20 protein-coding genes and 2 pseudogenes are annotated in these 26,213 nt (G+C 40.5%); 4 read left to right on the top strand and 18 right to left on the bottom strand.

All coding sequences use genetic code 11. The features are described from left to right. Positions 1–61: 61 nt before the first annotated feature. From JEU79_RS18070 to JEU79_RS18050, 5 genes are all read right to left on the bottom strand, one after another. The gene (locus JEU79_RS18070) at positions 62–1,555 is read right to left on the bottom strand and encodes a porin (RefSeq protein ID WP_198265229.1); all 1,494 of its coding nucleotides are present in this window, start codon (positions 1,553–1,555) and stop codon (positions 62–64) included. A 98-nt stretch (positions 1,556–1,653) separates the two neighbouring features. After that, positions 1,654–3,267, bottom strand: coding sequence for an SLC13 family permease (locus JEU79_RS18065; protein ID WP_198265228.1), 1,614 nt, complete (start codon positions 3,265–3,267; stop codon positions 1,654–1,656). 55 nt (positions 3,268–3,322) lie between these two features. Then, complete coding sequence (locus JEU79_RS18060; protein ID WP_198265227.1) at positions 3,323–3,793, bottom strand: CYTH domain-containing protein; 471 nt, start codon at positions 3,791–3,793, stop codon at positions 3,323–3,325. A gap of 241 nt (positions 3,794–4,034) precedes the next feature. Continuing rightward, complete coding sequence (locus JEU79_RS18055) at positions 4,035–4,691, bottom strand: hypothetical protein (protein WP_198265226.1); 657 nt, start codon at positions 4,689–4,691, stop codon at positions 4,035–4,037. Positions 4,692–4,784: 93 nt separating this feature from the next. Continuing rightward, complete coding sequence (locus JEU79_RS18050; RefSeq protein ID WP_198265225.1) at positions 4,785–6,167, bottom strand: hypothetical protein; 1,383 nt, start codon at positions 6,165–6,167, stop codon at positions 4,785–4,787. Between the two features lie 240 nt (positions 6,168–6,407). Here JEU79_RS18050 and JEU79_RS18045 point away from each other — a divergent pair, with 240 nt between their 5' ends. Further along, the gene (locus JEU79_RS18045; protein ID WP_214660622.1) at positions 6,408–8,168 is read left to right on the top strand and encodes a Na/Pi cotransporter family protein; all 1,761 of its coding nucleotides are present in this window, start codon (positions 6,408–6,410) and stop codon (positions 8,166–8,168) included. Between the two features lie 21 nt (positions 8,169–8,189). Here JEU79_RS18045 and JEU79_RS18040 read toward each other — a convergent pair whose 3' ends face one another. The 9 genes from JEU79_RS18040 to JEU79_RS18000 form a co-directional block, all read right to left on the bottom strand. Beyond that, entirely contained in the window at positions 8,190–9,146 is a 957-nt protein-coding gene (locus tag JEU79_RS18040) for a universal stress protein (RefSeq protein ID WP_198265223.1), read from the bottom strand. A 78-nt stretch (positions 9,147–9,224) separates the two neighbouring features. Then, entirely contained in the window at positions 9,225–11,942 is a 2,718-nt protein-coding gene (locus tag JEU79_RS18035; protein ID WP_198265222.1) for a cation-transporting P-type ATPase, read from the bottom strand. A gap of 27 nt (positions 11,943–11,969) precedes the next feature. Continuing rightward, complete coding sequence (locus tag JEU79_RS18030) at positions 11,970–12,497, bottom strand: phosphate-starvation-inducible PsiE family protein (RefSeq protein ID WP_198265221.1); 528 nt, start codon at positions 12,495–12,497, stop codon at positions 11,970–11,972. 115 nt (positions 12,498–12,612) lie between these two features. Continuing rightward, a complete protein-coding gene (locus JEU79_RS18025; RefSeq protein ID WP_246540384.1) occupies positions 12,613–13,194 on the bottom strand; it encodes a DUF3124 domain-containing protein in 582 nt (193 codons plus the stop codon). 68 nt (positions 13,195–13,262) lie between these two features. Beyond that, entirely contained in the window at positions 13,263–13,652 is a 390-nt protein-coding gene (locus tag JEU79_RS18020; RefSeq protein WP_198265220.1) for a P-II family nitrogen regulator, read from the bottom strand. Then, the gene (locus tag JEU79_RS18015) at positions 13,645–14,019 is read right to left on the bottom strand and encodes a P-II family nitrogen regulator (RefSeq protein WP_198265219.1); all 375 of its coding nucleotides are present in this window, start codon (positions 14,017–14,019) and stop codon (positions 13,645–13,647) included. Before JEU79_RS18015 ends, JEU79_RS18020 begins: the two co-directional genes overlap by 8 nt. After that, positions 14,016–15,806 carry a DUF1538 domain-containing protein gene (locus tag JEU79_RS18010; protein WP_198265218.1) on the bottom strand — a complete coding sequence of 597 codons (1,791 nt, stop codon included), beginning with the start codon at positions 15,804–15,806 and terminating at the stop codon, positions 14,016–14,018. The genes JEU79_RS18015 and JEU79_RS18010 overlap by 4 nt, the downstream gene beginning before the upstream one ends. Positions 15,807–15,955: 149 nt before the next feature. Next, the gene (locus JEU79_RS18005; protein WP_198265217.1) at positions 15,956–19,033 is read right to left on the bottom strand and encodes an efflux RND transporter permease subunit; all 3,078 of its coding nucleotides are present in this window, start codon (positions 19,031–19,033) and stop codon (positions 15,956–15,958) included. 6 nt (positions 19,034–19,039) lie between these two features. Continuing rightward, the gene (locus tag JEU79_RS18000) at positions 19,040–20,236 is read right to left on the bottom strand and encodes an efflux RND transporter periplasmic adaptor subunit (protein ID WP_246540383.1); all 1,197 of its coding nucleotides are present in this window, start codon (positions 20,234–20,236) and stop codon (positions 19,040–19,042) included. A gap of 253 nt (positions 20,237–20,489) precedes the next feature. Between JEU79_RS18000 and JEU79_RS17995 the strand changes: the two are divergent. Together JEU79_RS17995 and JEU79_RS17990 are read left to right on the top strand one after the other, a co-directional pair. Next, a pseudogene (locus JEU79_RS17995) lies at positions 20,490–21,416 on the top strand (IS1595 family transposase); the annotation flags it as partial. 153 nt (positions 21,417–21,569) lie between these two features. Beyond that, positions 21,570–22,377: pseudogene (locus JEU79_RS17990) on the top strand (IS1595 family transposase); the annotation flags it as partial. A gap of 254 nt (positions 22,378–22,631) precedes the next feature. Here JEU79_RS17990 and JEU79_RS17985 read toward each other — a convergent pair. The 3 genes from JEU79_RS17985 to JEU79_RS17975 are packed head-to-tail and all read right to left on the bottom strand — an operon-like array spanning position 22,632 to position 23,834. Further along, a complete protein-coding gene (locus JEU79_RS17985; RefSeq protein WP_198265216.1) occupies positions 22,632–22,853 on the bottom strand; it encodes a hypothetical protein in 222 nt (73 codons plus the stop codon). Positions 22,854–22,879: 26 nt separating this feature from the next. After that, a complete protein-coding gene (locus tag JEU79_RS17980) occupies positions 22,880–23,185 on the bottom strand; it encodes a hypothetical protein (protein WP_198263231.1) in 306 nt (101 codons plus the stop codon). After that, a complete protein-coding gene (locus tag JEU79_RS17975) occupies positions 23,172–23,834 on the bottom strand; it encodes a transposase family protein (RefSeq protein ID WP_198265215.1) in 663 nt (220 codons plus the stop codon). Before JEU79_RS17975 ends, JEU79_RS17980 begins: the two co-directional genes overlap by 14 nt. A gap of 212 nt (positions 23,835–24,046) precedes the next feature. Between JEU79_RS17975 and JEU79_RS17970 the strand changes: the two genes are divergently transcribed. After that, the gene (locus JEU79_RS17970; protein WP_198265214.1) at positions 24,047–24,757 is read left to right on the top strand and encodes an IS5 family transposase; all 711 of its coding nucleotides are present in this window, start codon (positions 24,047–24,049) and stop codon (positions 24,755–24,757) included. On the opposite strand, the gene JEU79_RS17965 is transcribed toward JEU79_RS17970, so the two are convergent. Then, the gene (locus JEU79_RS17965; RefSeq protein WP_198265213.1) at positions 24,669–26,177 is read right to left on the bottom strand and encodes a transposase family protein; all 1,509 of its coding nucleotides are present in this window, start codon (positions 26,175–26,177) and stop codon (positions 24,669–24,671) included. The two genes, JEU79_RS17970 and JEU79_RS17965, sit on opposite strands and share 89 nt — an antisense overlap. Positions 26,178–26,213: the final 36 nt, after the last annotated feature.

Genomic DNA, 26,213 nt, shown 5'->3' with positions numbered 1-26,213 from the left:
AGCAGAGCATTAATCTGGATCGCTTAGCACTATCCAGATTAATACTATTCTTCAGGAAGTTCTAAAAGAACCACTGCAGACGGGTTTGGAGTATATTGTCATCCTGATCTTCATATTTTGGATATTCTTCATAACTATCTGCATCATAGCGGATATAGTTAAACATCAGTTTTAGATTGTTTTCCATATACCAATTCACCCCAAAGGTGAAATCATCCAGTTGACCACCCTTTTCACCATTATCATTCAAATCAATGGAACTAAAGCGTCCAGCAATTTCCCAGGCACCCCAGCCCCCTTTTGAAAGAGGATGATCGGGCATAACATTGCCAAAGGTACCACCTTTTCGTCTATAAGCATGCGTCTCACCCGTTAGCATATAGGCCGCTGAAACATACCAGCTGTCATATTTATAAGTATCCTCATTTCTTAACTTATCATCATCATAATAGCCTTTAGTTGAGACTCCGACATATTCACTTTGGAGCAGAAATCCATAGCCGGAATAAGCAGCTTCAAGTCCATATGTTTTGCTATTGTCAGGGTCATAAAATTTACCCGTTGTCACCAACCTTTGCGACAAATGTGATTCGGGTCGAGCTCGATAGCGAATAGCATCGCCTGAATCAACATTACTGAAATTGGTATAAGCAGCACTAACACCTAAATGTAGCACCTGATTACTTAAATTAATCGGTACCACAGTAAAACGACCCACATAATTATAAGCATCACTTCGATGAGTGGTTTCACCCGCGTCGATGTCATCTTCTGAGGTCGAATCAATTGTATTTGGAATATAAGCACCGACCTTAAACTGTCCCCAATCCCAGCCAGTATAACGCCAGGCAACACCCAGATTTCTATCCGGTGAAAAAGTATCGGTTAAGCCTCGCTCCATAAAGGTGGTATATCGTGAGCTGGCAGTATTTTCCAGACCAAAAGCAACACGCTGAAAACCGACGGTAATATCATTATCTTTGATACCCCCATAGGTGAGCTGTGCTTTTTTCAAATCCACTTCATTTTCGGCAAAGTCTAATTCCAGTTCATATTCCCAGTCTGAATGGAATACACCTTCAATGCCCAGTCTTGCCCTGCGAATTTCACTTTCTGTGCGACTGGAAAAGAAGTTACTATCTCTATTTCTACCATTCTTATGCTGATCAGGAAGTGCTGCAACATCCAGCTGTACCCGACCATTAAACTCTAGAGAAGAGCTACGATCATCCGATACTAACTTAGGCATACCGGTTGTTTTTGAGAAGCGAATATTGGGCTTTTTACTGGTCACCTGAGTATCAATCAGTTCTTTCTTCGTCTTGACCAGTTCTTGTTTTGTGGAAGTCAATTCTTGCTCAGTTATTTCCAGTTTTGACTCTACTTTTTGCACTCGTTGTTGCAGCCTTCTCAGTTCTTTCATGATTTCATCATTAGAAACAGCGAAAGCAGGCACGCTAAAAGAACCCATAATAGCTAATGAGACCGATGCTGTGAGTAGAAATCGCCCAGGTTGAGCGCTATGTCTATTTAATTTCATACCATTTTTACGCATACTTAATTCCTATTTTTTAATAACGATTATAATTTTTTAAAGCAAATGTTTCACTTTTAGCAGTTATTATTATTATTTTATTTGTACTCTTTCTCTTTCTAAAACAAACCAAACACACCATTGGGTAGATAACCTAACCACCTTAACCAGGTTTCACTCCAGATTATGATCATTACCCAGGCAACAAAGAGCATGGTCACACCAAATTTAAAGGTATCAGACCAGCTATAGTGATCGGTCACATAAAGCAAAGCCGCCGGTTTACTATTGAACGGTAAAGCATAAACATGTTCAATTAATAACGCAACCGGCAAGGCCAGACTAAGAATAGGATAGCCAAATTTTTGTGCCGTACCAATGGCGATAGGGATAAAAATTAAAGTACGCATGGTTTTGGATTGAAAAATCAGCGCACTGAATAACATTCCCCCGGTGAGGATCAAAAATAGTATCCAAAAGGGTGTTACATCAGTAAAGCCCAGATAATTAAACAGGGCATCAACCGAGATATTAGGCAGATCAGTGGTGGAAAAGCCTGCTCCTAAAGTATAAGCTCCGGCAGAAAATAATAATAAGTGCCAGGGAATATCAACATCGTTCCATTTCACCACGCCAACTACCGGCATCAAGGAAACAATGGCACCAATAAAAGCTATCGCTGTTTTGCTGACACCATGATAAGAGTCCGTGACCCAACCAGCGAGTACACAGACAAAAATAAGTATGGCTTTGATTTCTTCAAAGCGGATTTTGCCCATTTTCTGCAGTTCTTCACGCAAACGTTCCAAGCCGCCTTCAATCTGAGGAACCGCCTCTTCTTTAGGTATTTTAAAAATAAACCGGGTGCCTATAAACCAGCCAATAAGAATATTAAAAAATGACAGGAAAAAAGCAGCTTCCATCCAAGCATAAAAAGAAAAATCATTCATGTCGGCCAAAGCACCGGCAATTAGCGCCCCAGCCAATAAATTGGCGCCGGAGCCGGTAATAAACATACCCGCTCCCATATTAATTTGAAACAGATTTTGCAATACCAGATTACGGCCAAAATTATTTTTGTTTTTACCGCCCGTAGCCCCAAAAACAGCCGCTATCACCATAAAAATGGGTAACAAAATAGCTGCTTTGGCAGTGGTGGCAGAAATAAACATGGAAAGAATAATATTAATAAAAATAAAGCTGAAAAATATGGAGGTGGCATTATGGCCAAAGCGTACAATAAACCATAGGGCAAAACGTTTGGCTGCTGAGGTTTTAACCAGCATGCTGGCCAGTATAAAGGAAAGAATGTTCAGCCACATCACTGGATGTCCCAGCTGAGCATAGGCTTCACGCTCAGGGGTGACACCCGTGAGTACAATGGTAATAATCACTAGAAACGAGGTCAGATAATTGGGAATGGCTTCGGTGATCCAGAGAATAATCGCGGCAACAAAAATAGCCATCATGGCAATATTTGTTTGTGCGAATGCTTCTGCCCCCAGAGTCTCATACTGTTCTAAAGCACGTTTACCCAAAATTTCAGGATTAATAGTTTCCAAATAGGGGACATTGAAAAAAAGCAGGATGGCAAAAAAGGTGATAATCGCTAAAGGCAGGCCAATTTGCTCAAGCCTTTGCTCAAAACCAGATTTCTCACGTATTGGTAGGTGTTCGATCCGATAGTTATTCATATCCAGCGGATCAGACGTTGTTGGCCTTTGTTCTGCCATAAAAATCCTTATTCTACAGATTCAAGACAGGTATAAACTTGTCTTGTATTCGATACTACCAGTTTTTAAAAGGCTTGGCCATTAGCATGGCATTATAATATTGGTTTTGTCCGGTGACTTCTTCGGCAAGCCATGATGGTTTTTCGAATGCCTCATCTTCTGATTCAAGTTCGACCTCGGCCACCACCAAACCCTGATTATCACCATAAAACTCATCGACTTCAAAGGTGTGTTTCCCTGACTTCACCAGAAAACGTGTTTTATCAATGACTCCGGACTCACAAAGCGCTAATAGTTCTTTAGCATCTCCCACGCTGATTTCTTTTTCCCACTCATAACGGGTAGCACCCGATTGATTTCCCTTACCTTTGATGGTCAGATAGCCGGTATTAGCTTTAATGCGAATGCGTACCGTGCGTTCAGGTACTGTCGATAGATACCCCTGAACAATACGCACCTGCTTCTCAGCGTCTTGTTTATACTGTTCACCTGAAACCAGGAACTTTTTTTCAATTTCAAAAGGCATTTTATTTTCTCTCTAATGTCAGTCGTTACGTTGCTTTTTTATTTGCCAACTAATGTTTAAGCATTAATTGGTGCCCATCCGTTTATTCTAGAATTATTTGATAATTGTGACTGTAGGGTGGGCACGCTTTTTGTGCCCACGCTGAAAGTGTGAATACAAAGTATTGAGTCAGCGTGGGCAGATAAAGCCATGCCCACCCTACTATTTTATACTGATAAAAAAAACTATTAACAGATGGGCACTAATTGGCCAATGGTTTATCTATCATTCCAATCACTCGTTTAATGGCCTGAAGATAGTTTATATTTTCAATGTTTTCAAGGCCAGTATCACTGAGTGTTTTTTTAATCGCATCTATTTCTGTAGACTCAGAATTAATGGTTGACACTTTTGCACCATTAAACAAGATATTGCCTGTTTCACAAATAGTATCATTAACCATATAAGCAAACCGTTGTTTATGGACTTTAACGGCCTGCAAATCAGGATGAGCATTGATGATTGCCATAAATTCTTCATAAGAATAGCGTTCTTGTTCAAGCTGTGGCATCTCCACCTGAAAAGCAGGAAACACTGATTTTTCCAGTATATCATGCGCAATAGGAAACTCCGCCTTCATCAGTGGATTCCATTGTTCCAGACCGTCAACCGTTTGCACATAGGTTTTGATATCCATCTTGCCATCACGCACTTTGGTATTATTGACATTATTCATTCTGGACATGATGTAAATTTCATCCGAACTTCTTTCCCATAATTTTTCAGGTATTGGTGAGGATAAGCGTGCCATGCGAGCACTTTGTGTTGAAAAATCCTGGCCAAAGCTTCTAAATTCAAAGCGGGGCTTTGTCTCTTCGCCAATATTTACATTTGTATCAGATGTGGTTGTATCAGACATAATTTTCCCTTCCTTTTATCTTCTACAGATTAAATGATTAACACGTTAAGAACAATAGACAACAGTCATTTAAAAAAATTTTTTACACGGTGCCTAGTTATCATTAAAACTGGCTTGATGAATGCGACGAATACCTTTTCGAGTCACTGTCAGCGTATAATGCTGATAACGTGCCTCCCCATCACCGGTGATACGAGCCACAAGTTCTATTGGATAACTTTTTTGCACCATACGACAAATAACTTTGCTGCCTTTTTGGTAAAAAAAGGGATAGTCCTGATAAGACGCATTGCGCAACATCTTTCTCAGGTTAAAAAGCGTAAAATTAACATATTGATCAATGCCCTTTGGCATTATTTTTGTACTCGTCTTAAATTGCCGCCGATACATTAAAACTGATTCATAAGAATCCTTGCTATAGTTCGCTTGTTGCTGGTAGAAATTTCTAAGCGTATTATCCAGTTTTCGTGGCTTAATAAATTGTACCACTTCTTTGATTGTGCCGATGGTAGGTTTACGCAATAATCGCTCTGATTGCAATTGTGTGCTGAAGTCAAACAAATATCGGCTCAGTCTGAGATATGTTACCTCCCGGCTCAACTCTTTTAGCCTGTCTTTAACAATATAACCTAATACCATTGCCGCCAGAAAACTCGTGGTAAAGTTACCAAATTTTTGCTGAGACCAAAAGGCAATTAACATTGCAAACATCATGGACAAAGCGGCAGCCAGACTAAATATAATCTGCTGTGCAACAACCCCTTCTTCGCTTCTACGGGTTTTAAGAAACAGTGTACCTTCACAATAACGCCGGATTAATTTTAGCTTCCGGACGGATTTTATAAAGCTGGCATTATTATCTAATGCAGACATCTTATTTGCATGGCGGTATTCATTTTCTTCTGCAACGGTCTTTAACAAGGCATTTTTTATCTGCCCGTCAGGAATGTCCGCAATGCAAGCGAGGTAGGTTTGAATAACTTCACTACTACAGTATTGATTGACAGTCTGAAATCCAAACTTATTTCCTTGTCCGGAAATTGTAATCTGTGCACGTAAACGCCTTAAAACTGCCTTGACCTGAATGTTGGCTTGCAATATATCTTCAGTCTTCTCATTGGCCGTGTGAACGTTTATTTCTTTCTTCAGAGCCTTGACAAAGATATTACTTAATAGCCTGAGGGCATGATGATATTCCAAATCATTTTCATTAATGATTTCATCAACCAGTATTTTTATATAACGATTGTCAGGCGCTGTTAATTCCGTCAATGTTTGATCTGGAATACGATACCTCATATTATTTTTCAGATAGCGGTAAAACAAAGGTTTGGGATAACTGGATTGAGTCACATCCAGCTCTTTAGGAAAAAACCAGAACAAATCGAAGGTTAAAGGCTTTTGCTGAGGATGACTGACCGTGATAAGCTCTAGGCGAAATTTATCATGCATTTTTATTTTGAGAATAACACTCATTCTATCGTCTACAATCCATTAAACTTAGATAACATTTAAACCTTAATCGCATTGATTTTTCCTCCTGTCGTTTTATTCTTTACCATTACTGTAAGTATCATAAGTATATTTGTCAGCATGGTATATTCCTCGAAGCATTTATTTATTCGAGAATTTTGAACAAAGCACCTTCTAAGAATAGTCAATTCGTACTATTATACAATATAAATATTATTCTTCTTCATGACCGAGGCCACCTCAGTGACATTAACACTGTGTAAAATTTCAGGTTTTATCTTCCTGCTCATGCTTTTTAGCGGCTCACCCTTTGCTTTTGCAGCGTCCACAGACGTCAAAATTGACTGGCTGCAACTCGCATTGGGGCTTTTCGGTGGCCTGGCCTTATTTCTTGCCGGTTTGCAGTTATTGTCTGAGGGGATGAAAAAAGCCGCCGGTGACGCAATGACAAAAGTACTCTCTCATCTCACCACAAATCGTTTTATGGGTGCCATAACAGGCGCCTTTGTCACGGGCATTCTCAATTCATCCACCGTCACAACACTACTTGTTGTAGGTTTTATCAGTAGTGGCATGATGACTCTCGCACAATCTGTGGGGGTCATCATGGGGGCAAATATTGGCAGTACCGTCACCGCACAATTACTCGCATTTGATCTAGCGGCCTATTCCCTTGGTCCGGTGGCAATTGGGTTTTTTATGCTTTTTACGGCAAAAAAAGATAAAGTGAAATACTATGGCATGATGATCATGGGGATTGGTCTAGTCTTCTACGGCATGGGCTTAATGAGTCATACCATGACACCATTGCGTACTTATCAGCCCTTCTTAGACATACTCGTCAGTCTTGAAAAACCCATGGCCGGCATTTTAGCGGGTGCCATATTTACCGCAATAGTTCAATCCTCTGCTGCCACCATTGGTATTGCCATCGCAATGGCCAGTGAAGGTCTATTGTCCTTACCCGCAGGTATCGCACTTGCATTAGGCGCCAATATTGGTACCGCAATCACCACCGCCATCATGGGGGTCATGAGCAGCAAGTCCACTCAGGCAGTGCAGGCATCGGTCGTTCATGTAGTCTTTAATGTTGTGGGGGTGTTGATATGGTTACCGCTCATCTGGCTTTTAGTAGACATTGCCGTCTGGCTCTCTCCTGCAGAACCTGAACTGACAGGCCTAGCTCGAGCAGGCGCCGAAGTGCCCCGACAGATTGCCAATGCCAATACATTTTTTAATATTATAAACACACTGATCTTCATCGGCTTTACAACCTGGTTTGCCCGCCTGGCTGAATTCCTAGTACCTGAACGCAAAGCCAAAGTAGGGGTTATTATTACACCCAAATTTATCGATAAAAACGCCTTAGTCTCTACCCCCATCGCCCTGCAACAAGTACGCCTGGAACTGGGCAGAATGGGTGACATAACCAGCCTGATGTTAGATGAAATATTTACCGCCTACAAAAACGGCAATATGCAAACAGTAATTGAGATTGCCAAACGCTATGACGAGGTCGATATTCTTGAAGAAGAAATCTTACACTATCTAGGGCTTATTCGTAGGGGGGAACTCAGTGAGCATGACAGTGACAATTTTCAGCAATTAATGATTGCCTGTGACAATTTTGAAAGTATTGCCGATGTGGTCAGAAATGAACTGCAGGCACTTGCTCATAAAGCCTGCGAGCTTAAGCCAAAAACGGGAAAGACGACACAGATATTAATGAAAACACTGCATCAATCTGTGGTCAAGGCGCTTGAACTAACCGTGATAGCCATCCGGGATGACGACCAAAAAGCGGCTGAATCCGTTATATCCATGAGAAAGATTATCGCTAAAAATTCAAATGCATTGCTTAGCCGAAAAGCCATTCGCCTTGGCACCAATGATCCTGATTACCTGAAACTGGTGCGAGTTGAAATGGCTTTTGTTGAACAAATGCGACGCATCTACACTTTAACAAAACGTATCGCTAAAAATGTTCCACCGCCCATTGGTTAGTCAGGACAATTAATAATCCTTTTATGCAACGGGTGATACAAATCCTTCAGGTTTAACAGCCAGAATGGAACAGTCAATTTGACTTAGAATCGTTTCCGAGGTATTCCCCATAAACAAACCTGACACCCCGGTTCGAGCAAGGGTTCCCATCAAAATAAGATCAACTTCCTCTTTTTTGGCGAATTCTGGAATTTTATCCCGAGCATTACCTTTTATCAGATGAACCTGAGGTTTTATATAATCAGAGACCTCTTTTCCTACCTCATCAATCACACTTGAAACCAGTTGTTTAAAATACGTTTCATGCTTCACTCGTATTTCATTGACATAGGCATCAACATCTTTTTTAGGTTGCTTTGCAAATCCAGTTCGCAAACCGCTTTCACCATAGGCAGACCAAACATGAACAATATGCAACTCACTAAATTCAGACAAGGCCAGAGATAGGGACATATTCAAAATTTGTCGATTAAGTTGCTCATCAACTGGTTCAGTTGACATGGGATCAAAATCAATAGCAACCATTAACTTCTTATACGGTTCATGAACTGATGACTTTAATAACCATACAGGGCATGGACATTCACGTAATAGACTCATATCAGAGCTACCAAAAAGACGTGACATAAACGTTTCTTTATCAACCGTTTTTATCACTAGCTCTATTTTTTGAGTCAGCACTTCATGAATAATAGCCAAAAAAGGTTTCCCAACTAATAATTTCGTAATGACTCTCACTTTTTTACTATGCGATACCGATGCGACCAGATTTTCAATCTGCTTCAGATGCTCATCCTTTATCTGTTTGCTTAATTCACCATTTATTAACTGTGGATAATAACCGGGCAATTCATCAACTATAGTAGCAACCGTCAAGTTGGCCTGATTATTTTCTGCCAGTAACATAGCTCTCTCAAATGCTGGGCGACATTGCATTTCTGCATCGGCAATAAAAAGTATGTTTTTAAAGTTTTTCATCAATATACCTTAATTCTTATACCTTAACTCTTATATCCTAACTCTATATGATTAACTTAGACGCAACACCTCCAAGTATCACGAGTATTGTTTGTTTTCTTGCTTTCGTCTGATTGCTTTTTCAGCACCAATAACAATATAAATAACCAGACCCACTGCTAGAATTTGTAACCAATCAAGCAGATCAATAGGCGCGGTATGGAACATCTGATTCATCAGAGGCAGGTAGGTAAACAGAAGCTGTGCTATTGCCATTGCAGCAATACCAGCCCAAATCCATAGATTACTAAAGAGCCCCAGACTCAACATTGAAAATCGCAATGAACGACAATTAAGCAAGTAAAAAGACTGGCCGACGGCAAAAACATTCACCGCAATAGTACGTGCCTGAGCTTCGCTATCACCATTAGCCAAGGCTAATTCAAACAGGCCATAACTACCCACTAATAACATCAGTCCAACCAGCAAAACACGAAATATCATTTCACCATTGAGTAGTGAAATGTCGGGTTTACGAGGCAAGCGGTTCATAATGCCGGGTTCACGGGGTTCAAAGGCAAGGGCAAGCCCCAGCAGGACAGCAGTGGTCATATTAATCCATAAGGCCTGTACCGGTAAAACCGGCAGCGGTTGAGACATGACAACAGCGGTGATAATCACCAAGCCCTGACCCGCATTCGTTGGTAGGATCCAAGTTAGAAATTTAATCAGGTTATCAAAGACACCACGTCCTTCTTCAACAGCGGACGTAATCGTAGCAAAGTTGTCATCCGTGAGTACCATGTCGGCTGCTTCTTTGGAGACTTCAGTGCCCGTAATTCCCATCGCCACACCAATATCAGCACGACGTAATGCCGGTGCATCATTCACGCCATCACCCGTCATTGCGACAACTTCGCCATGAGCCTGCAAGGCTTCGACTAGACGCAGTTTTTGTTCTGGTGTCACCCGGGCAAAAACGGCAGTACCTGTCGCCGCTTCTATCATCTCAGCATCTGACATTTCTGCCAACTCAATGCCGGTCAGAACCCTAGGCATCTCACCCTTAGCTAAAGTATGATCAAGACCGATTTGCCCGGCGATGGCAGCGGCAGTAATCGCATGATCACCGGTAATCATCTTCACCCGAATACCCGCAGTCTGACAAATACTGACCGCTTTAATGGCTTCTTCTCTTGGTGGATCAATCATACCCTGAAGGCCAAGAAAAATCAGTCCTTTATCAACATCATCATGATCAATAGCCGTTACATTATTGGCTAACTCTGTCATACAGGCAAAAGCTAACACTCTCTGGCCCTGCTGTGCCAATGCTTCTACCTGGGCATTAACGGCCTCAGCATCCAAGGCCTGCGCTTTACCATCAGCCCCCATGATTTTATCACAACGAGCCAGCATACTTTCAACGGAACCTTTCAGATAGACAACGGGCTTATCACCTCCGTGCAGGCTTACCATGTATTTGTATTCGGACTCAAAAGGTATGGTATCAATGCGTGGATAGGCTTGTTTTTCCGCTTGTAAATCCAAGCCTGATTTGAAAGCAGATGCTAATAATGCCCCTTCTGTCGGATCACCTTCAACTTTCCAGCCTTCTTCATCCTCTTTCAATATAGACTCATTACACAGCAGGCCAGCGCGCAATAGCTCAGTTAACGCCGTATTGCTATGAATATCTATTTTCTGTGCATCTTTCAGCACTTCCCCTTTAGGTGCATAACCCACACCACTGACCGTAAATAATTCATCACCGGCCCAGATCTGCTGCACCGTCATTTCATTACGTGTCAGTGTGCCCGTTTTGTCAGAACAAATTATGGTAGTGCTACCCAGTGTTTCTACCGCAGGTAAATGACGAATAATAGCGTTACGTTTTGCCATCCGTGCCACACCAATGGCTAGCGTAATAGTCAACACCGCAGGCAAGCCTTCGGGTATCATTGCCACCGACAATGCCACTGCCGACATAAAGAGATCCACCCAATGACCTCCATGATATAGGCCAATCATAAAGGTAACTGCTGCCAATGCCAGAATTGCATACAGCAAAACATGGCTGAATTTGGCAATTTTGCGTGTTAATGGGGTAGCCAGTATTTCTGCACTGGATATCAATTCGGAAATACGACCAATTTCAGTCTCATCTCCCGTACCAGTAATCACTCCCACACAGGTGCCATAAGTGACCAGAGTAGAGGAATAAGCCATATTCTTGCGCTCCGCCAGAATAGCGTCATGGCCCAGGGTGCCCGGACTTTTTTCCACAGGCAAAGACTCACCGGTCAAAGCAGATTCATCGATTTGCAAGCTACGACTCTGCAATAGGCGCAAATCAGCGGGAACCTTGTCACCTGAGGCCAGCAGAACAATATCTCCCGGTACCAGTTCACTGGCATTAATACGTTGCTTATCACCGGCACGCAAGACTGTAGTTTCAGTGGTTAATGCTTTTGCCAGCGCATCCAGAGCACTTAATGCCTTACCTTCCTGCATAAAACCAATAATAGAGTTAAGCAATACCACACCAAAAATGACCCCCGCATCAACATAAGCACCCAGAAACAGCTTTATAACCACCGCCACCAGCAAGATGTAAACCAGAGCCTGATTAAACTGTAATAAAAACCTGACTAAGGGGCCATGACCTTTTTTCTGAGTCAGCTCATTAGGACCAAAGTTTTCCTGTCGCTCACCGACTTCAAGCTGATCCAGTCCTTTTTCAAGGTCTGCTTCCAGCAGCTCCAGCACTTCTTCCTGTGGTAGGTGGTGCCAATGTTTTTGCATAATGGGTTTCATTTTAATTGCTCTCTTACGGGTATCTTATTAATCAATAGACTTAGTATTGCTTGGTTGTGCTTTTACAACATTATGTTCTTTTTCGCTTTCTTTGCAAATGCTTGCATTTGAAGTTTTTCTATCATTAGTACTGAATTCAAGATTATAATGAACAACCAGCCAATAACCAATACTGACGGCAAGCACAACTGAAGCAATTCCCCAAAGATAGGCAGGTTCAGTGGCGTCAAGATCAAGAATAATAACCTTTCGTGAAATGGCCATCAATGCTGTAGCCATAACAATTTTGACATGTAGCACATCGTCTTGTAAATAAACAACAATATTAATGAATATCTCAATGGCAATTAGTACTGCAATAAAAGCACCAAAGGTCGCCAGCATGTCAGTAATGGTTAAGATAAAGATGGGAGGTGCCATGAGTCTTTGATACAAAGTCCAACCGACATCGATAACCCCCATAATGATCACAAACACCATAAGCAGAGCCAGCGCACGTACTACCCAACTAATAATAAGCTGAAGTCTTCCAATCAACGGTTCTTGAACGTTCATTATGATCCTAATTCTGTAATTCTGGAATAATATGTAGTCTGAATTCAAGTCATAAGTGCATGAATTCGATTTCATCAAATTTTAATTATTGTACTTCGAGGTACTTGCAAAATTATTATTTAATTCGTTTCATCAATGGTCTACCATAGCTCTTAAATGAAATACCATTTTTTTCATCACCTATCATAATTGCCTCAATAACGGGTTCATATACTGGTTTGTCTGAGCGCCACTTAACAATAAAGTTTGCTCCTGAACCACCTCGGGCATCCTGCTTTTCAATCAGTATTTCAGTAGACTGTAGCGGAGCAAGCACAAGCTGTCCCTTAATATAATTTTGTAACTTTTCGCCTTTAGAATTATAGTAACTTGCTGATAGCAAGATAATACTTTTATCTGGGTCAGAATTACGGATACTTAATGTTGCTTCTAGTAATTGAGGACTTCCTCCTGAAGAATAGATATGCGAATAGATGGGCACATAAACCGTTTGAGCATTGCTGATATGAATACTATTACTATCGACTAGCATATTTTCCAACACCGGAGGTACATACGCTAAGTTATCTTCAAGGCTATGTAGTCTATCGCCAAGATAAACCACACCGGCTAACAGCACGACAAATAACACGATAGGAACAACTAGTTTGCTTAATGACAGCGGTCTTCTATTTGTAGTGTTGTTATTTTGTTTCATATATATTCCTTAATAATAAAATATCGGCTCAATAGTTCAGTGAGCTACTTTATTTATCCTTCAACTGATTATTCTAGATGCAAGGCTGCATCCGGCAAAGAAAAATGACTGGCACCTTGTAAGGGTTCCATAAAGACCACACCTGCACCCGGCTTATCAAGCCCTGCTTTGCGAAAAATAAAATCAAATATTGTATCTGCATTAACTTGTGCTACAACAACTTCAATCAAGTATGAAAAGTGTGCTTGTGGCAGGGTGTTTTTTTTGCTCCTAGCTTCAAATAAAGAAGCGTAGCCACGACAGTTAATGCTATTAGCACGAACAATTTGCTGCTCATCATACAATGCCTGCAGTAATTCTTTTTCAGCTTTTTCACTATTAACAAGGCAAGAAATAAGTTTAACCGTTTCGCGAGCAACACCCGTGTCAGTTTGAACTTCAGGATTCATATTAACCATGACTATCATCTTCTGAAGAATTAACAAAACTTTCCGGCAAATAAGTGGCCACCTTATCCAACTGAGTAATGTACATAAAGCCCATTCCTGGTGTATCAAGTTCGGCAGCAAGATACAGCGCATCAAAAATAATATCCCGTTGTTCAGCTGAAACAAGCACACTCACAACATCTTTTTCTGTTTCAACGGCAACGCCCAAAAGGCCAAATAATTCATGCGTTCCCGTTCCTTTGGCATGATAGGAACGTGCGCCAAGGGAAACGCCCAATTCTCGAGCGGCCTTTAAGATGACATCGCCATTTCCTTCCTGAACAACACAGGTGATCTGTGAAACATCCGTTAAATAAACAATATTTTTTACACTCATATAATTCTCATTGCCTCCTGCTCTTCAATTAGTGAATTCATTTTTATGGCCTCTGATGTTTGTAATTTATCCTCGTACTGAGCCCAGAGTCCAGTAATCATGACACTAATAATTGGCCCGATTGAAGCGAGACAAAGAATACCAAAACCATCTGCGGCATTCATTGCTCCACCAATACCTAAGCCCATAGCCAGCACCAATGGAACGGTAATCGGCCCAGTGGTCACACCAGCACTATCCCAGGCAACATTAACAAATTGCTCAGTTGAAAAATAAGTCAATACAATTGCCAATAGATAAGCGGGTACCAGTATCCATACCAGTGACCAACCAAACATCAGCTTTGCAACACCCGCAGCAATACCAAAAGCCACACCAAGTGACACTGATTTTAGTAGAGTGCTTTTTTTAAAGACACCATTAGTCAGATTTTCTGTCGTCTCACCCAGCGCATTAAGCGCCGGTTCTGCGATGGTTGCGCCATAGCCCAGAGCCCAGGCAAACAGCAGTGCTAGGCTAACACCAACAAGGTATTGATAAATCGGTGAACCGTCCATACCGGGGATCGCAATAAAGGCCGCCGGGATCTGATTACCCAGACTACCACCCAGCATCGATAAACCATAGGTAAGACCCAGATTAAAAATACACATACCAATAATAGTGAGAATAATACCAAAAATTATTTCACTTTTATTTTGCAGTGTTGCTTTTAATATCACGCGATAGACAAAAAACAAAAAAAGGATGAGGGGTACAATTGCTCTCACACCCAGTACAATCTCCTGGTATGGACTACGTTCATACCAGGGGATTGATACCGTATGAGCCATAGTTGCACTGAGTTGAGACGCAGCGATAATTTCTGCAGGGGTATAGATGGAAGAAACATAAAAGGCTAATAGAAACACGCCGATAATCGGAAACAGGGAGGCCAGAGTAACAATACCAAAGCCAGATAATTCGGAGTCACCCTTTCCAGCTGCAGCCGCGATACCGATACCCAAGGAGAGTACCAGTGGCACGGTCACGGGCCCTGTGGTCACCGCACCACAATCCCACGCCAGACCAATAATATTCTTTAAATCCGCATCAGTCGATGCAAATAGAGTCAATGCTAATACCGGTATTAGAGCACTATAAATAATTGGTTTCAGACTCCAGCCAGAAACAAATCGCAGAGTCCCCACCACCGCTGCCAGCCCCACACAGGCTCCCACAACCAGCACCAGCACGTCTGACCAATTATTCAGCAAGGCATAGAGATAAGGGGCTTGCTCAACAGACACATTCTGACCTGCCGCCTTAAGCGCACCAATTGCCGGTTCTGCAAAGGTCACACCGATACCTAATAATGCGGTGATAATTAACACCATTGGCAGGGATAATTTTCGGGGTAAGGTTGAACCGATGAGCGTACCAAAGGGCATCAAGCCAAGTTTGAGCCCCTCCATAAAAAACATCAAACCGACCATCACTGCAAATAGTCCGCCGGCCAATACCCAATAGTCTGCAGAGAATTGTCGAAGGATTAAGACCTGAAATAAAATCATGTATACAGCAAGTGGTATAACGGCCTTTGCCTGTATTATAAAACGTCTAGAAATATAGGGGCGCAATAAACGAAATATTTCAATCGGTGTTAATGTTATTGCTAAACGTTTTTTTGGAATAACATGGCCTTGTGCGTCTTTCTCCAATGTTGGAAAAAGGCGATTTGAGCTTATCGTCTTGTGACCGCCTAAAAGCTCACTTTGATAGTCCCCAAATCGAAAATTTGATGGCATGTTAGTCTCTTGTCCTTTTTGAGCTATTTAACAATAATAACAATGATAACAAAATATGAATGTGTAATATAGCTTGAACCCTTCACCCCCTGACTTTATCTATCCATTAAGGACAAAGTCCGGAGCAAAGAAATCAAAACATAAAATCGTTAAGCATCTTCACGGTATTTTATCTTGAAAAAGATAGCATACAATACCGGCACAACAATCAAAGTTAACATGGAAGCAAAAGCCAGTCCTGACATAATGATAATTGACATATTAACGAAAAACACATCGGAAAACAGTGGAATCATACCTAAAATTGTCGTTGCCGCAGCCATCATTACAGGTCTCATACGACTCACGGCTGAGTCTAGGATCGCTTTAAAAGACTCAAGACCATCGCCAATTTGTTGATCAATTTCTTCAATTAAAACAATCGCATTTTTAATCAATAGTCCAATAAGACTTAAGGCGCCTAGTAAACCCATAAAATCAAAAGCTCCATCAAGCGCTAACAATCCAGCAGTAATACCAATTAGCGCAAGAGGAACAGTTAACCAGATAATTAATGGCTGTCTGACCTTACCAAACAGCAGGATAGTGGTGAGTATCATCATCAAGAAACCACCCGGCAAAGCCGAGGCCAAAGAATTCGAGGCATTGGTTGAATCCTCATACTCTCCCCCCCAAACTAACTGATAACCAGGTGGTAACTCAATTGCTTCTATTTGCGGGCGTAGACGCTGGAACAACTCTGTCGTGTCAACACCCGTTTCAGGATTACATGAGGCAATAATTGTCTGTCTTCGGTCACGTCCTCTAATAACGGTATTTTCCCAGACTGTTTCAAAGCGTTTAACCACCTGAGCAATCGGTATAGAGCTCTGCAACACCGGACTCCAGACCTGAATATCCTGAATATTGCTAATATCTTCACGCTCATCATCGCTCGCTCGGACAAAAATAGGTAATAGGCGAATGCCATCCCGATAAAGACCAAACTGTGTGCCATCAAAGGCATATTTTAATGCATTTGATAGATTCTCATAGTTAATTCCAAGCTGACGTCCAACTTGTTCATTAAATATGGGCTTAACTAACTTAACGGGTTGACGCCAGTCATCACGAATTTCTTTAGTACCATCATTATTACGGAAAACTTCCTGAGCCTGTTTAGACAATTGTCTTAATATCGCGCCATCAGGTCCACTGATTCGAGCCTCAATTTTACTGTCTCGCCCAGGGCCAATACGTAAAGGTTTAATAATCGGCTCAATATTGGGATAATTTTTCATATAGGCATCGGTTTTATCCCAGATATCAGCAATCTGCTCACGCGTTTCTGTCTGCACAATAATCTGAGCATAAGCCGGGCTACGTTCTTTAGGTTCATAAACCAGAGAAAACCGTTGATCACCGCCACCAATAAGCTCGGTGGTTTTGGTAACTCCCGGCAAAGTACGAATATATTCACTGATTTGCAGAGTATCATCCCTGGTTTTGAAAATATCAGTCCCTTCAACTTCCCAGACTTCAACAAAAAACATCGGGGTATTCGAATCAGGGAAAAAACCGCCTCGAACAAAACCAAAGCCATAGACAGAAATTGCGAATAAAGCAACGATTATGGCCACAGTGACACCACGAAAATGCAGTGCTTTCTTTAAAAAATTCCGGTAAAGCATAAAGACAAAACCCGAATAAGCATCCTGACTATCCACAGAAGCACCTTCACCGGAAGCACCCTTTTTAGGTTTCACTTTTTCCTTAATAAATAACGCACAAAACAAGGGAGTGGTACTCACTGCAGTGACCCAACTCAACAATAAGGAAATCAGAATCACATAAAACAGAGTACGGCTGAATTCACCCGTACCATCTTGTGACAGACCAATAGCGGAAAAAGCCAGAATACCAATAATGGTTCCTCCCAGCAGGGCAACTGAATTCTTACCGACCACCTCTTTTGCCGCTTTGGCAGCGTTCATTCCCGCCTGAATTCTCACCATCATGCCTTCGGCAATCACAATGGCATTATCCACCAACATCCCTAGTGCGATGATCAGTGCCCCCAGAGAGATCCGCTGCAATTCAATGCCATACAACTCCATTATCAATACCGTACCTGCAACAGTGATCAACAGTACTGCACCAATAATTAAACCCGCTGTCACGCCCATAAACAACAGCAGTACCACAATAACAATAACAATGGCAGCCGCCACATTGACCATAAAACCAGACACGGAATTATCAACTTCTACCGGCTGGTTATAAATCATATAAAGTTTCATACCAAATGGAATCAATGACGAAATTTCACCCATTCTTTTTGCAAGATTGTCACCGACAGCCACTACATTTTCACCAGATTGCATTGATACACCAATGGTTAACGCGGGTTTACCTTCATAGTAAATCAATAAATCTGGTACCTCTTTATATTCGCGACGAATTTGAGCGATATCTTTCAGATAGATGAGTGTTTTATCGGATGAACTGATTAACACATCACCAATCAGACTCACTGATTTAAATTCACCGGTTGGCTGAATTCGCAGGTATTCATCACCGACTAACACCTTACCGGCATCAGTAACCACGTTTTGCGACTGCAGAATCTGACCTATTTTCTCCAAAGATAAACCCAGTTCGCCCAGACGCTGACGAGAAATGTCCAGATAGACTACTTCAGTCTGAGCCCCGCCTATAACAATTTTTCTAACCCCATTAACCAGAACCAACTCTTTTTTGAGAAAATCAGCGGTATCTTTTAAGTCACGGTAACTATAGCCGTCACCAGACAAAGCAACATAAACGCCATAAACATCACCAAAACTATCAACAACAACCGGTTCTTTAGCACCCGGCGGCAGTTTGTACAGCATATCCGCTATTTTTCTACGCACCTCATCATAGATATCTGGAAAATCTTCTTTATTATATTTATCCTGGAAGGTGACACTGATATCTGACATACCTGGCCGTGAAATAGACATTTTGATCCATTTTATCTGCGGCATTAACTGAAGAGCTTCTTCAATATGATAAGTGACTTCATCATAAACCTGCTGTGCTGTTGCACCCGGGTATTGAGTAATAATTTTGACATCTTTAATGGTAAATTCAGGGTCTTCCAACTTACCCATTTTCATAAAACCGCTATAGCCGCCTACCAGAAAAACAATGACCAACAGCCAGGATACTACCGGGTTTTTTACCGAATATTCTCCGACATTCATAGTTTCTTATCCCTTCGCCGGCGTTGTGGCAGTTGAGTTTTTAGTCGGTGTTTGCTGCATAACAGGCGGTTCATGCTTAATATTATCTTCCGCCTGTTCCAGCTCTTTCATTAAAGAGACTTTAAGATCCTTATATAAAAACGGTACACCAGCAGTCACAACACGTTGCCCGGCATCAAGCCCCTCTTTTATTTCAATACTATTACCTCTCATGGTACCCACTTTCACTGATACTGGCTCAACCTGCATTGTTTGTTCATTAACGATCCAGACTGTGCTCTGCAAAGCCGCATCAGCCACTACCGCACTAACCGGTAAGTAAAAAACATCATTACGTTCAATCATTTTGCTCAAATCAACTTTTACCGTCGTAGTCATGCCCGGCAAGATAATAACTCTAGCAGGTTTCGGCATGGTATAGGTTACCGAAAATGTTTGTGTACTGGCATCAGCTTTAGTGGACATTTCTTTAAATGTAAGCGGGAACTCCTTATCTGCCCGAGACTGAAATATGGCAACAACGGGGATTTGGTGTTTCATTGTTGATTGCTCCATCGAATTAATACCTTCAATTCTTTGAATGCGTAAGATCAAATTTTCCGGCAGGTCAAACTTTACTTCCAGAATCTCGTTATCATTCAGTATAATGATCGGCTGCTTGGCCTGAATTTCTTCAAAACTCTGGATATAACGTCTAGCCACTGTACCGCTAAAAGGCGCCTTCAGTTCAGTATAAACGAGCTGTTGTTTAGCAAGATTTAACTCTGCCTGAGCACTAAGAAAGGAAGATTCTAACTTGTCATAATCCATTTTCGAAATATGGCCTTCTTTAACCAGTTTTTTACCACGATTGTAGTCATTCGATGCCCGGGTAAATACTGCTTTCTTATCATTGACTGTAATTTGAAAATCCGTCGGATCCAGTTTAGCAATGGTATCACCATTAGCCACTAAATCCCCTTCCTTAACCAGTAATTCCTGCACCTTACCTGACACACGAAAAGACAGCCCGGCTTTCCTGTTGGCATCAATACGTCCGGGGAAATGTCTTATACCACCCGCATCGGGTGTCTTAACAATAATTGTTTTTACAAGTCTGACTTCTGCAACTTTTTCCACCTCTTGCTTTTTATCGCAACCGGGAATTAATATCATTATAAACAAAGTAATTGCTATTACGCTAAAGGGGTGAAAACTTTTCATCATTATTCCATTAGTCTATTTTAAAGAGTTAGGTTTTTTAAAATCTTATCAAAGATACAATTTATGACAAATACTAAGCAATCATTCATTGTAATTCAAACATAAAAATAAATCAGGTCTCTAATGTTTAAACCAGCAAAACTCGGTGAAGTAACTTATTCTTACTTGATTACCCACAAAGCTCCGCCATATTTCGATAATTATACTATAATTATACTATAATTAAAGTATAGATTATGTGTGGAGTAGAATGATGTCAAAAAATAAAATTCAGTTTCAAGAAGGTTATAGTTTATTTGAGCTTTTTAATGATTATGGCACTGACAAACAGTGCCGACAAGCCTTATTTAAATGGAAATTTCCTGATGGATTTGTTTGCCCAGAGTGTGGCAATAAGACTTATTGCACTCTAGAACATCGCCATCTTTATCAGTGCCACCATTGTCATCATCAGACATCAGCAACCTGTGGGACAATATTTGATAGTACCAAACTGCCTTTATCTAAGTGGTTTTTAGCGATTCATCTTATGACTCAATTGAAGACAGCGGTTTCAGCATTAGAATTAAAGAGACAGCTTAAGGTAAGCTACAATACAGCCTGGAGTATGAAACAAAAGATCATGCAGGTTATGAAAGAACGTGATGACAGTAAACCTTTATCAGGCATCATTCAAATTGATGATGCCTACTGGGGTGGTGAGCACAGAGGCGGCTCCAGAGGTCGTGGTTCAGAAAATAAAACACCGTTCGTTGCAGCCGTTTCTACTAATGAAGATGGACACCCGATTGCAATGAATTTAAATGTGCTTAAAGGGTTTAAATCCAGTGAAATAAAACGATGGGCACAAACTCATTTAACACCTGGAAGTACTGTTTACTCAGATGGGTTAAATTGTTTTCCTGCGGTTAAAGAAGCTGACTGTAAGCATGTTCCAATCGTCACGGGTGGTGGTGCGGCAAGTGTTGATAAAATTGAGTTTATCTGGGTTAACACTATGATAGGTAATATTAAAAACTCTATGAAGGGAAGCTATCATTCCATTAACTCAAAACATTTACCTCGGTATCTTGCTGAATTTTGTTATCGGTTTAATAGACGCTTTAACTTAAAAGACATGATGCCAAGGTTTTTATGCGTGGCGATGAAAACGCCACCTATGAATGGAAAGCTCCTAAAATGGCGGAGCTTTATGGGTAATCAAGTATTCTTACTTGATTACCCACAAAAGCTCCGCCATATTTCGATAATTATACTATAATTATACTATAATTATACTATAATTAAAGTATAGATTATGTGTGGAGTAGAATGATGTCAAAAAAAAAATAAAATTCAGTTTCAAGAAGGTTATAGTTTATTTGAGCTTTTTAATGATTATGGCACTGACAAACAGTGCCGACAAGCCTTATTTAAATGGAAATTTCCTGATGGATTTGTTTGCCCAGAGTGTGGCAATAAGACTTATTGCACTCTAGAACATCGCCATCTTTATCAGTGCCACCATTGTCATCATCAGACATCAGCAACCTGTGGGACAATATTTGATAGTACCAAACTGCCTTTATCTAAGTGGTTTTTAGCGATTCATCTTATGACTCAATTGAAGACAGCGGTTTCAGCATTAGAATTAAAGAGAGCTTAAGGTAAGCTACAATACAGCCTGGAGTATGAAACAAAAGATCATGCAGGTTATGAAAGAACGTGATGACAGTAAACCTTTATCAGGCATCATTCAAATTGATGATGCCTACTGGGGTGGTGAGCACAGAGGCGGCTCCAGAGGTCGTGGTTCAGAAAATAAAACACCGTTCGTTGCAGCCGTTTCTACTAATGAAGATGGACACCCGATTGCAATGAATTTAAATGTGCTTAAAGGGTTTAAATCCAGTGAAATAAAACGATGGGCACAAACTCATTTAACACCTGGAAGTACTGTTTACTCAGATGGGTTAAATTGTTTTCCTGCGGTTAAAGAAGCTGACTGTAAGCATGTTCCAATCGTCACGGGTGGTGGTGCGGCAAGTGTTGATAAAATTGAGTTTATCTGGGTTAACACTATGATAGGTAATATTAAAAACTCTATGAAGGGAAGCTATCATTCCATTAACTCAAAACATTTACCTCGGTATCTTGCTGATCAAGTATTCTTATGAATTAAGCTGAAAACAGCATTTTTGTTTGCCTGATGCTTTTTAAAATTTTTTTTCTTTCTTTCTAAATAGCAGGCACGTGAGATGCTGCGTTTAATCGACGCATTTTCCCTAAAATAGGTTTGTTTTCTTATTTTTACAGGTCTCATCTCCTCATAATCGTCTCTGTACAATAAAAATCCATTAAATGTTCCCAGGAGTCCATCACAAAAAGGTAATAACCCCTCTGAACTTTTCCCACATTAATTTTTAGAGCCAAACTTTTTACGACAAGCTTGATAAGCCCCATCGGTTAATTCAAAAATTTGATGGAAATAAAAAGCCAGCAAGGTTAACAGATACATATTAAAGCTCAGGTGCTTCTTCCCATGACCATAATTATGCTCAATGTGATAGCCTTGGTTCTTTAATGTGTTGAAACATTCGTTTTCTATTTTCCAACGACATCGACCCGCCTGGGTCATTGTTTGAATATTATGTTCACTGATCTTTATGTCGGTGACCCAGCTATTTCGGTAGATAATTTTCCCTGCGGTATTGGTGAGGGTATATTCAAAAAGTTAACTTCAATGGCATTTTTTTCGCCATGTAAAGGGACATTATTTTTCCATCGATAATGATGTTGGTGCCCTTTTTCGTCAATCCAGTCCATTGATGGGAGTTCAGAAAATGCTTCAAGCCATTCAAATAAATATGTGTGATCACCAGGTTTGGCAACCAATAAATAATGCATCATTTCTTCAATTATATCTTCTATCATAGGTTGATGTGACATCAAACCATCACCACAAATCATAAATCCTTGTCTTGATGTGCTTTTTTAGATTGGCTATAAAACGTTTGGCTGCATTACTTTCACAATCCTGTTTTTTTGTACCATCCGTATTTTGTATTGCTTCAGGCATGACAGGGAGCACTTGTTTTTTATCGGGGTGCATAATGGCACCTTGTAAAACAGCATGACTGTAGGTTATTTCACCCGTTCTATGTTCTTTATGAAGACAACAGTCACAATGGATTTGCTTAGAGGAATAATATTGCGTGCCATCAATAACACAAAGCAATGTGTTGGGTAATATGGCATACTCTTCAAGATGCTTATGTCGTCTGAGTCGTTCAAATAAATCTTTAAATGCAGGTGCAAATGTTTTAGAGGGTATGAGATCCAAAATGTCTCTTAGTTGACTATTTTTAGGAATTTTTTCAACATTAAAAAGAGTGCGTAAATTATTTTGATTCTGTTCCTCTTCCATCTGTTTCTGAAATTCACTTAAAGAGGGATCTTGAAAATACATGCAGGCAAAAGCACTCATAAGCACATCATGTTGACTGTAATCACACTTTCCTTGTACTCGGCTATCTTTGATTGCATGAAAGTGCAGTGAGATGGCCTGTTTCAGGGCAGAAAAACTTAAATGTTTTTTTTGCTGACTTAAAGAGGCCAAAATTCACAGTACCAAGCATATAAAAGGGAAATATTTTTTAACATGAAGTCATTCAACCAATTGAAAAACAAGAGTTTGATCTCTTGTTTCTCAAAATGCAAGCTTTTTATTCGATTTTTTTAATTTTGCTAAAGTTACTGCGAAAAGTTTTTTTATTTCTGCTTGGTAAGTACCACTACAACTCAATTGTTCATCTCAGCGAGAATTGCTGAATGCTTTATACCGGTCGAATATATAATAAGGCAGAGCATAGAAGCACATTGGAAGGTATACTTTACCGAATGCGAGTTGGTTGCCCATGGAGAGATGTTCCCGCCTCTTTTGGTCACTGGAGTGCAATTTATAGGCGATTTAACTTATGGTCAAAGAAAGGCATTATGCTCGCACTGTTTAATGCTCTGAAAAAACTATCTGATATTGAGTGGGAATTTATTGATGGCAGTATTATAAAGGCTCATCAACATAGTATGGGTGCTGCAAGTAATAGTGTCGAAGCGATAGGAAAAAGCCGTGGTGGTAATACCACTAAAATACATATGGCTGTTGATAGTTATGGTTTGCCGATTGAATTTATCCTAACGGGCGGTGAGGTGCATGACAGTAAAGCAGCACCTGACTTAATCGCCCGTTTACCCATTTCAGACTACGTTATAGCGGATAAAGGTTACGATAGTGAATCAATAAGAGAAATTATTCGTAACAAAAAGTCCGTACCTGTTATACCCAGAAAGAAGAATTCAAAAACAGGTAATTCAGATATGGATTGGTGTTTGTATAAATACAGACATCTGGTTGAAAATGTATTTGCTCGACTAAAGCATTATCGTGCTATTGCTACACGTTACGATAAGTTGGAAAGAAACTATGCCAGTACATTAGCTTTGGCTTGTTGTTTAATCTGGCTACCGATGTGGGTTGGTTAAAATATAAACACAAAAGATCAACAGCCCCTAAAGCCACCGAAAACAAAGCCAGGACATTAAACAGATGAGCTAAGCGCATGAGTAAATGATATCCCTTCAAGGCATTCCAATTCAGGCTGAAGCAATGCTCATAATGATAGCCCTGATGTTTTTCGACTAAAAAATTAGCCTCAATTCCCCAACGGTATCGAGCACCCAGGTTACAGCGTTCATGAACATTATGCATTTTAAGCTCACGACTGGAAAGCCAGGCATGGCGTGAATGCTTTTGCTCAACTTCTCCGAATGAATTCACTTCTTGCCAATACTCATCACAAACCACTAAATGGACGGTCATTGTTTTTTTGCCATTATCAAAATCATATTCAATCTGATTGACCCAGGTAAAATATTGCTCTCTCCCATTCCATTCTTGCTGATATTGATTATTTTTTTGTATTGTACTCAGTGAATTAAATTCTCGCCAGACTGTCTTTAAATCTGCTTTTTGTAGAACAATCATATACTGCCAGTTTTTCTTCTGGCAATATTTCATTAACGGACCATTGGCATAAAGACCATCCAGCAATAATAGAATGGGTAAATGTGAGAAGTAAGATTTTATTTTTTTGCACAAACGTCTGAAGGCTCTGAGTTCGCAGTCCTGCTTACTATTTTGTTGATCACCCAATTGATATTCTAAAAACTCACTTAACAAAGGGATAACCATACCGTTATGGAAGGACAGATTCGCTTCTAGTACATAGATGTAGTATTGATATTCTTCATCTTCATCCTCATCCTCATCCTCATTCAATTTATCTTTATTGTTGGCATCCTTCTTCTTGCTTTTTTTGCGTTGCAACAATTCTTCAGTAAAAAGCACCTTTCGAGCCAATTTTTGTGAACCATCGATAGCAACAGGGTAACAATTATTGATGAGATAACGCTTGAATTTTTTCTTTCGGATAAGAGCGTTCAGCACATTAAGTTGGAGCTGTTCAAATTGTTCTATCTCTATTTTTTTCAGCACTCGATGTAAGGTATCTGCATGGGGCAATGTGTCGAGTTCTGGAAAGAATTCTTTTAGATTTTTTTCAAATAGAGGTCGAGTCATTTCCCGATTCACTTCACGACGTGAAGCAAAGCGGAAGACGAACATCAACAGTCCATAGAGCATTAATACGGTTATTTTATGTTTTATCTTTTTGGGGTTTCGGTGATCGGGTATTTGTTTAAAGCCCTTTAGAATGAGAGGCAATTGAGAACGAAAGACATTAAGCTGGTTTTGACTGAGCTGTTGTCTTGCCACTTGTTCTTCTTCAGGTGTTTGCCATGGGCAGAGCGAATTCGCTAAAAGACTGGCTGTGCTCAGTTGTTGCTTGGGTTTATCTGAGTAGAGATGCTTTTCCAGTGTTTTTTTTGCAACGGTTGCCCTCAATCATATCCTGAGCCAGACGATTTTTTTTAAATTCAT

This window comes from sulfur-oxidizing endosymbiont of Gigantopelta aegis (genome assembly GCF_016097415.1).
Lineage (GTDB): Bacteria > Pseudomonadota > Gammaproteobacteria > GRL18 > GRL18 > GRL18.
The sequence above is the reverse complement of the archived record's forward strand: the minus strand, read 5'-3'. Positions and strand labels throughout refer to the sequence as shown.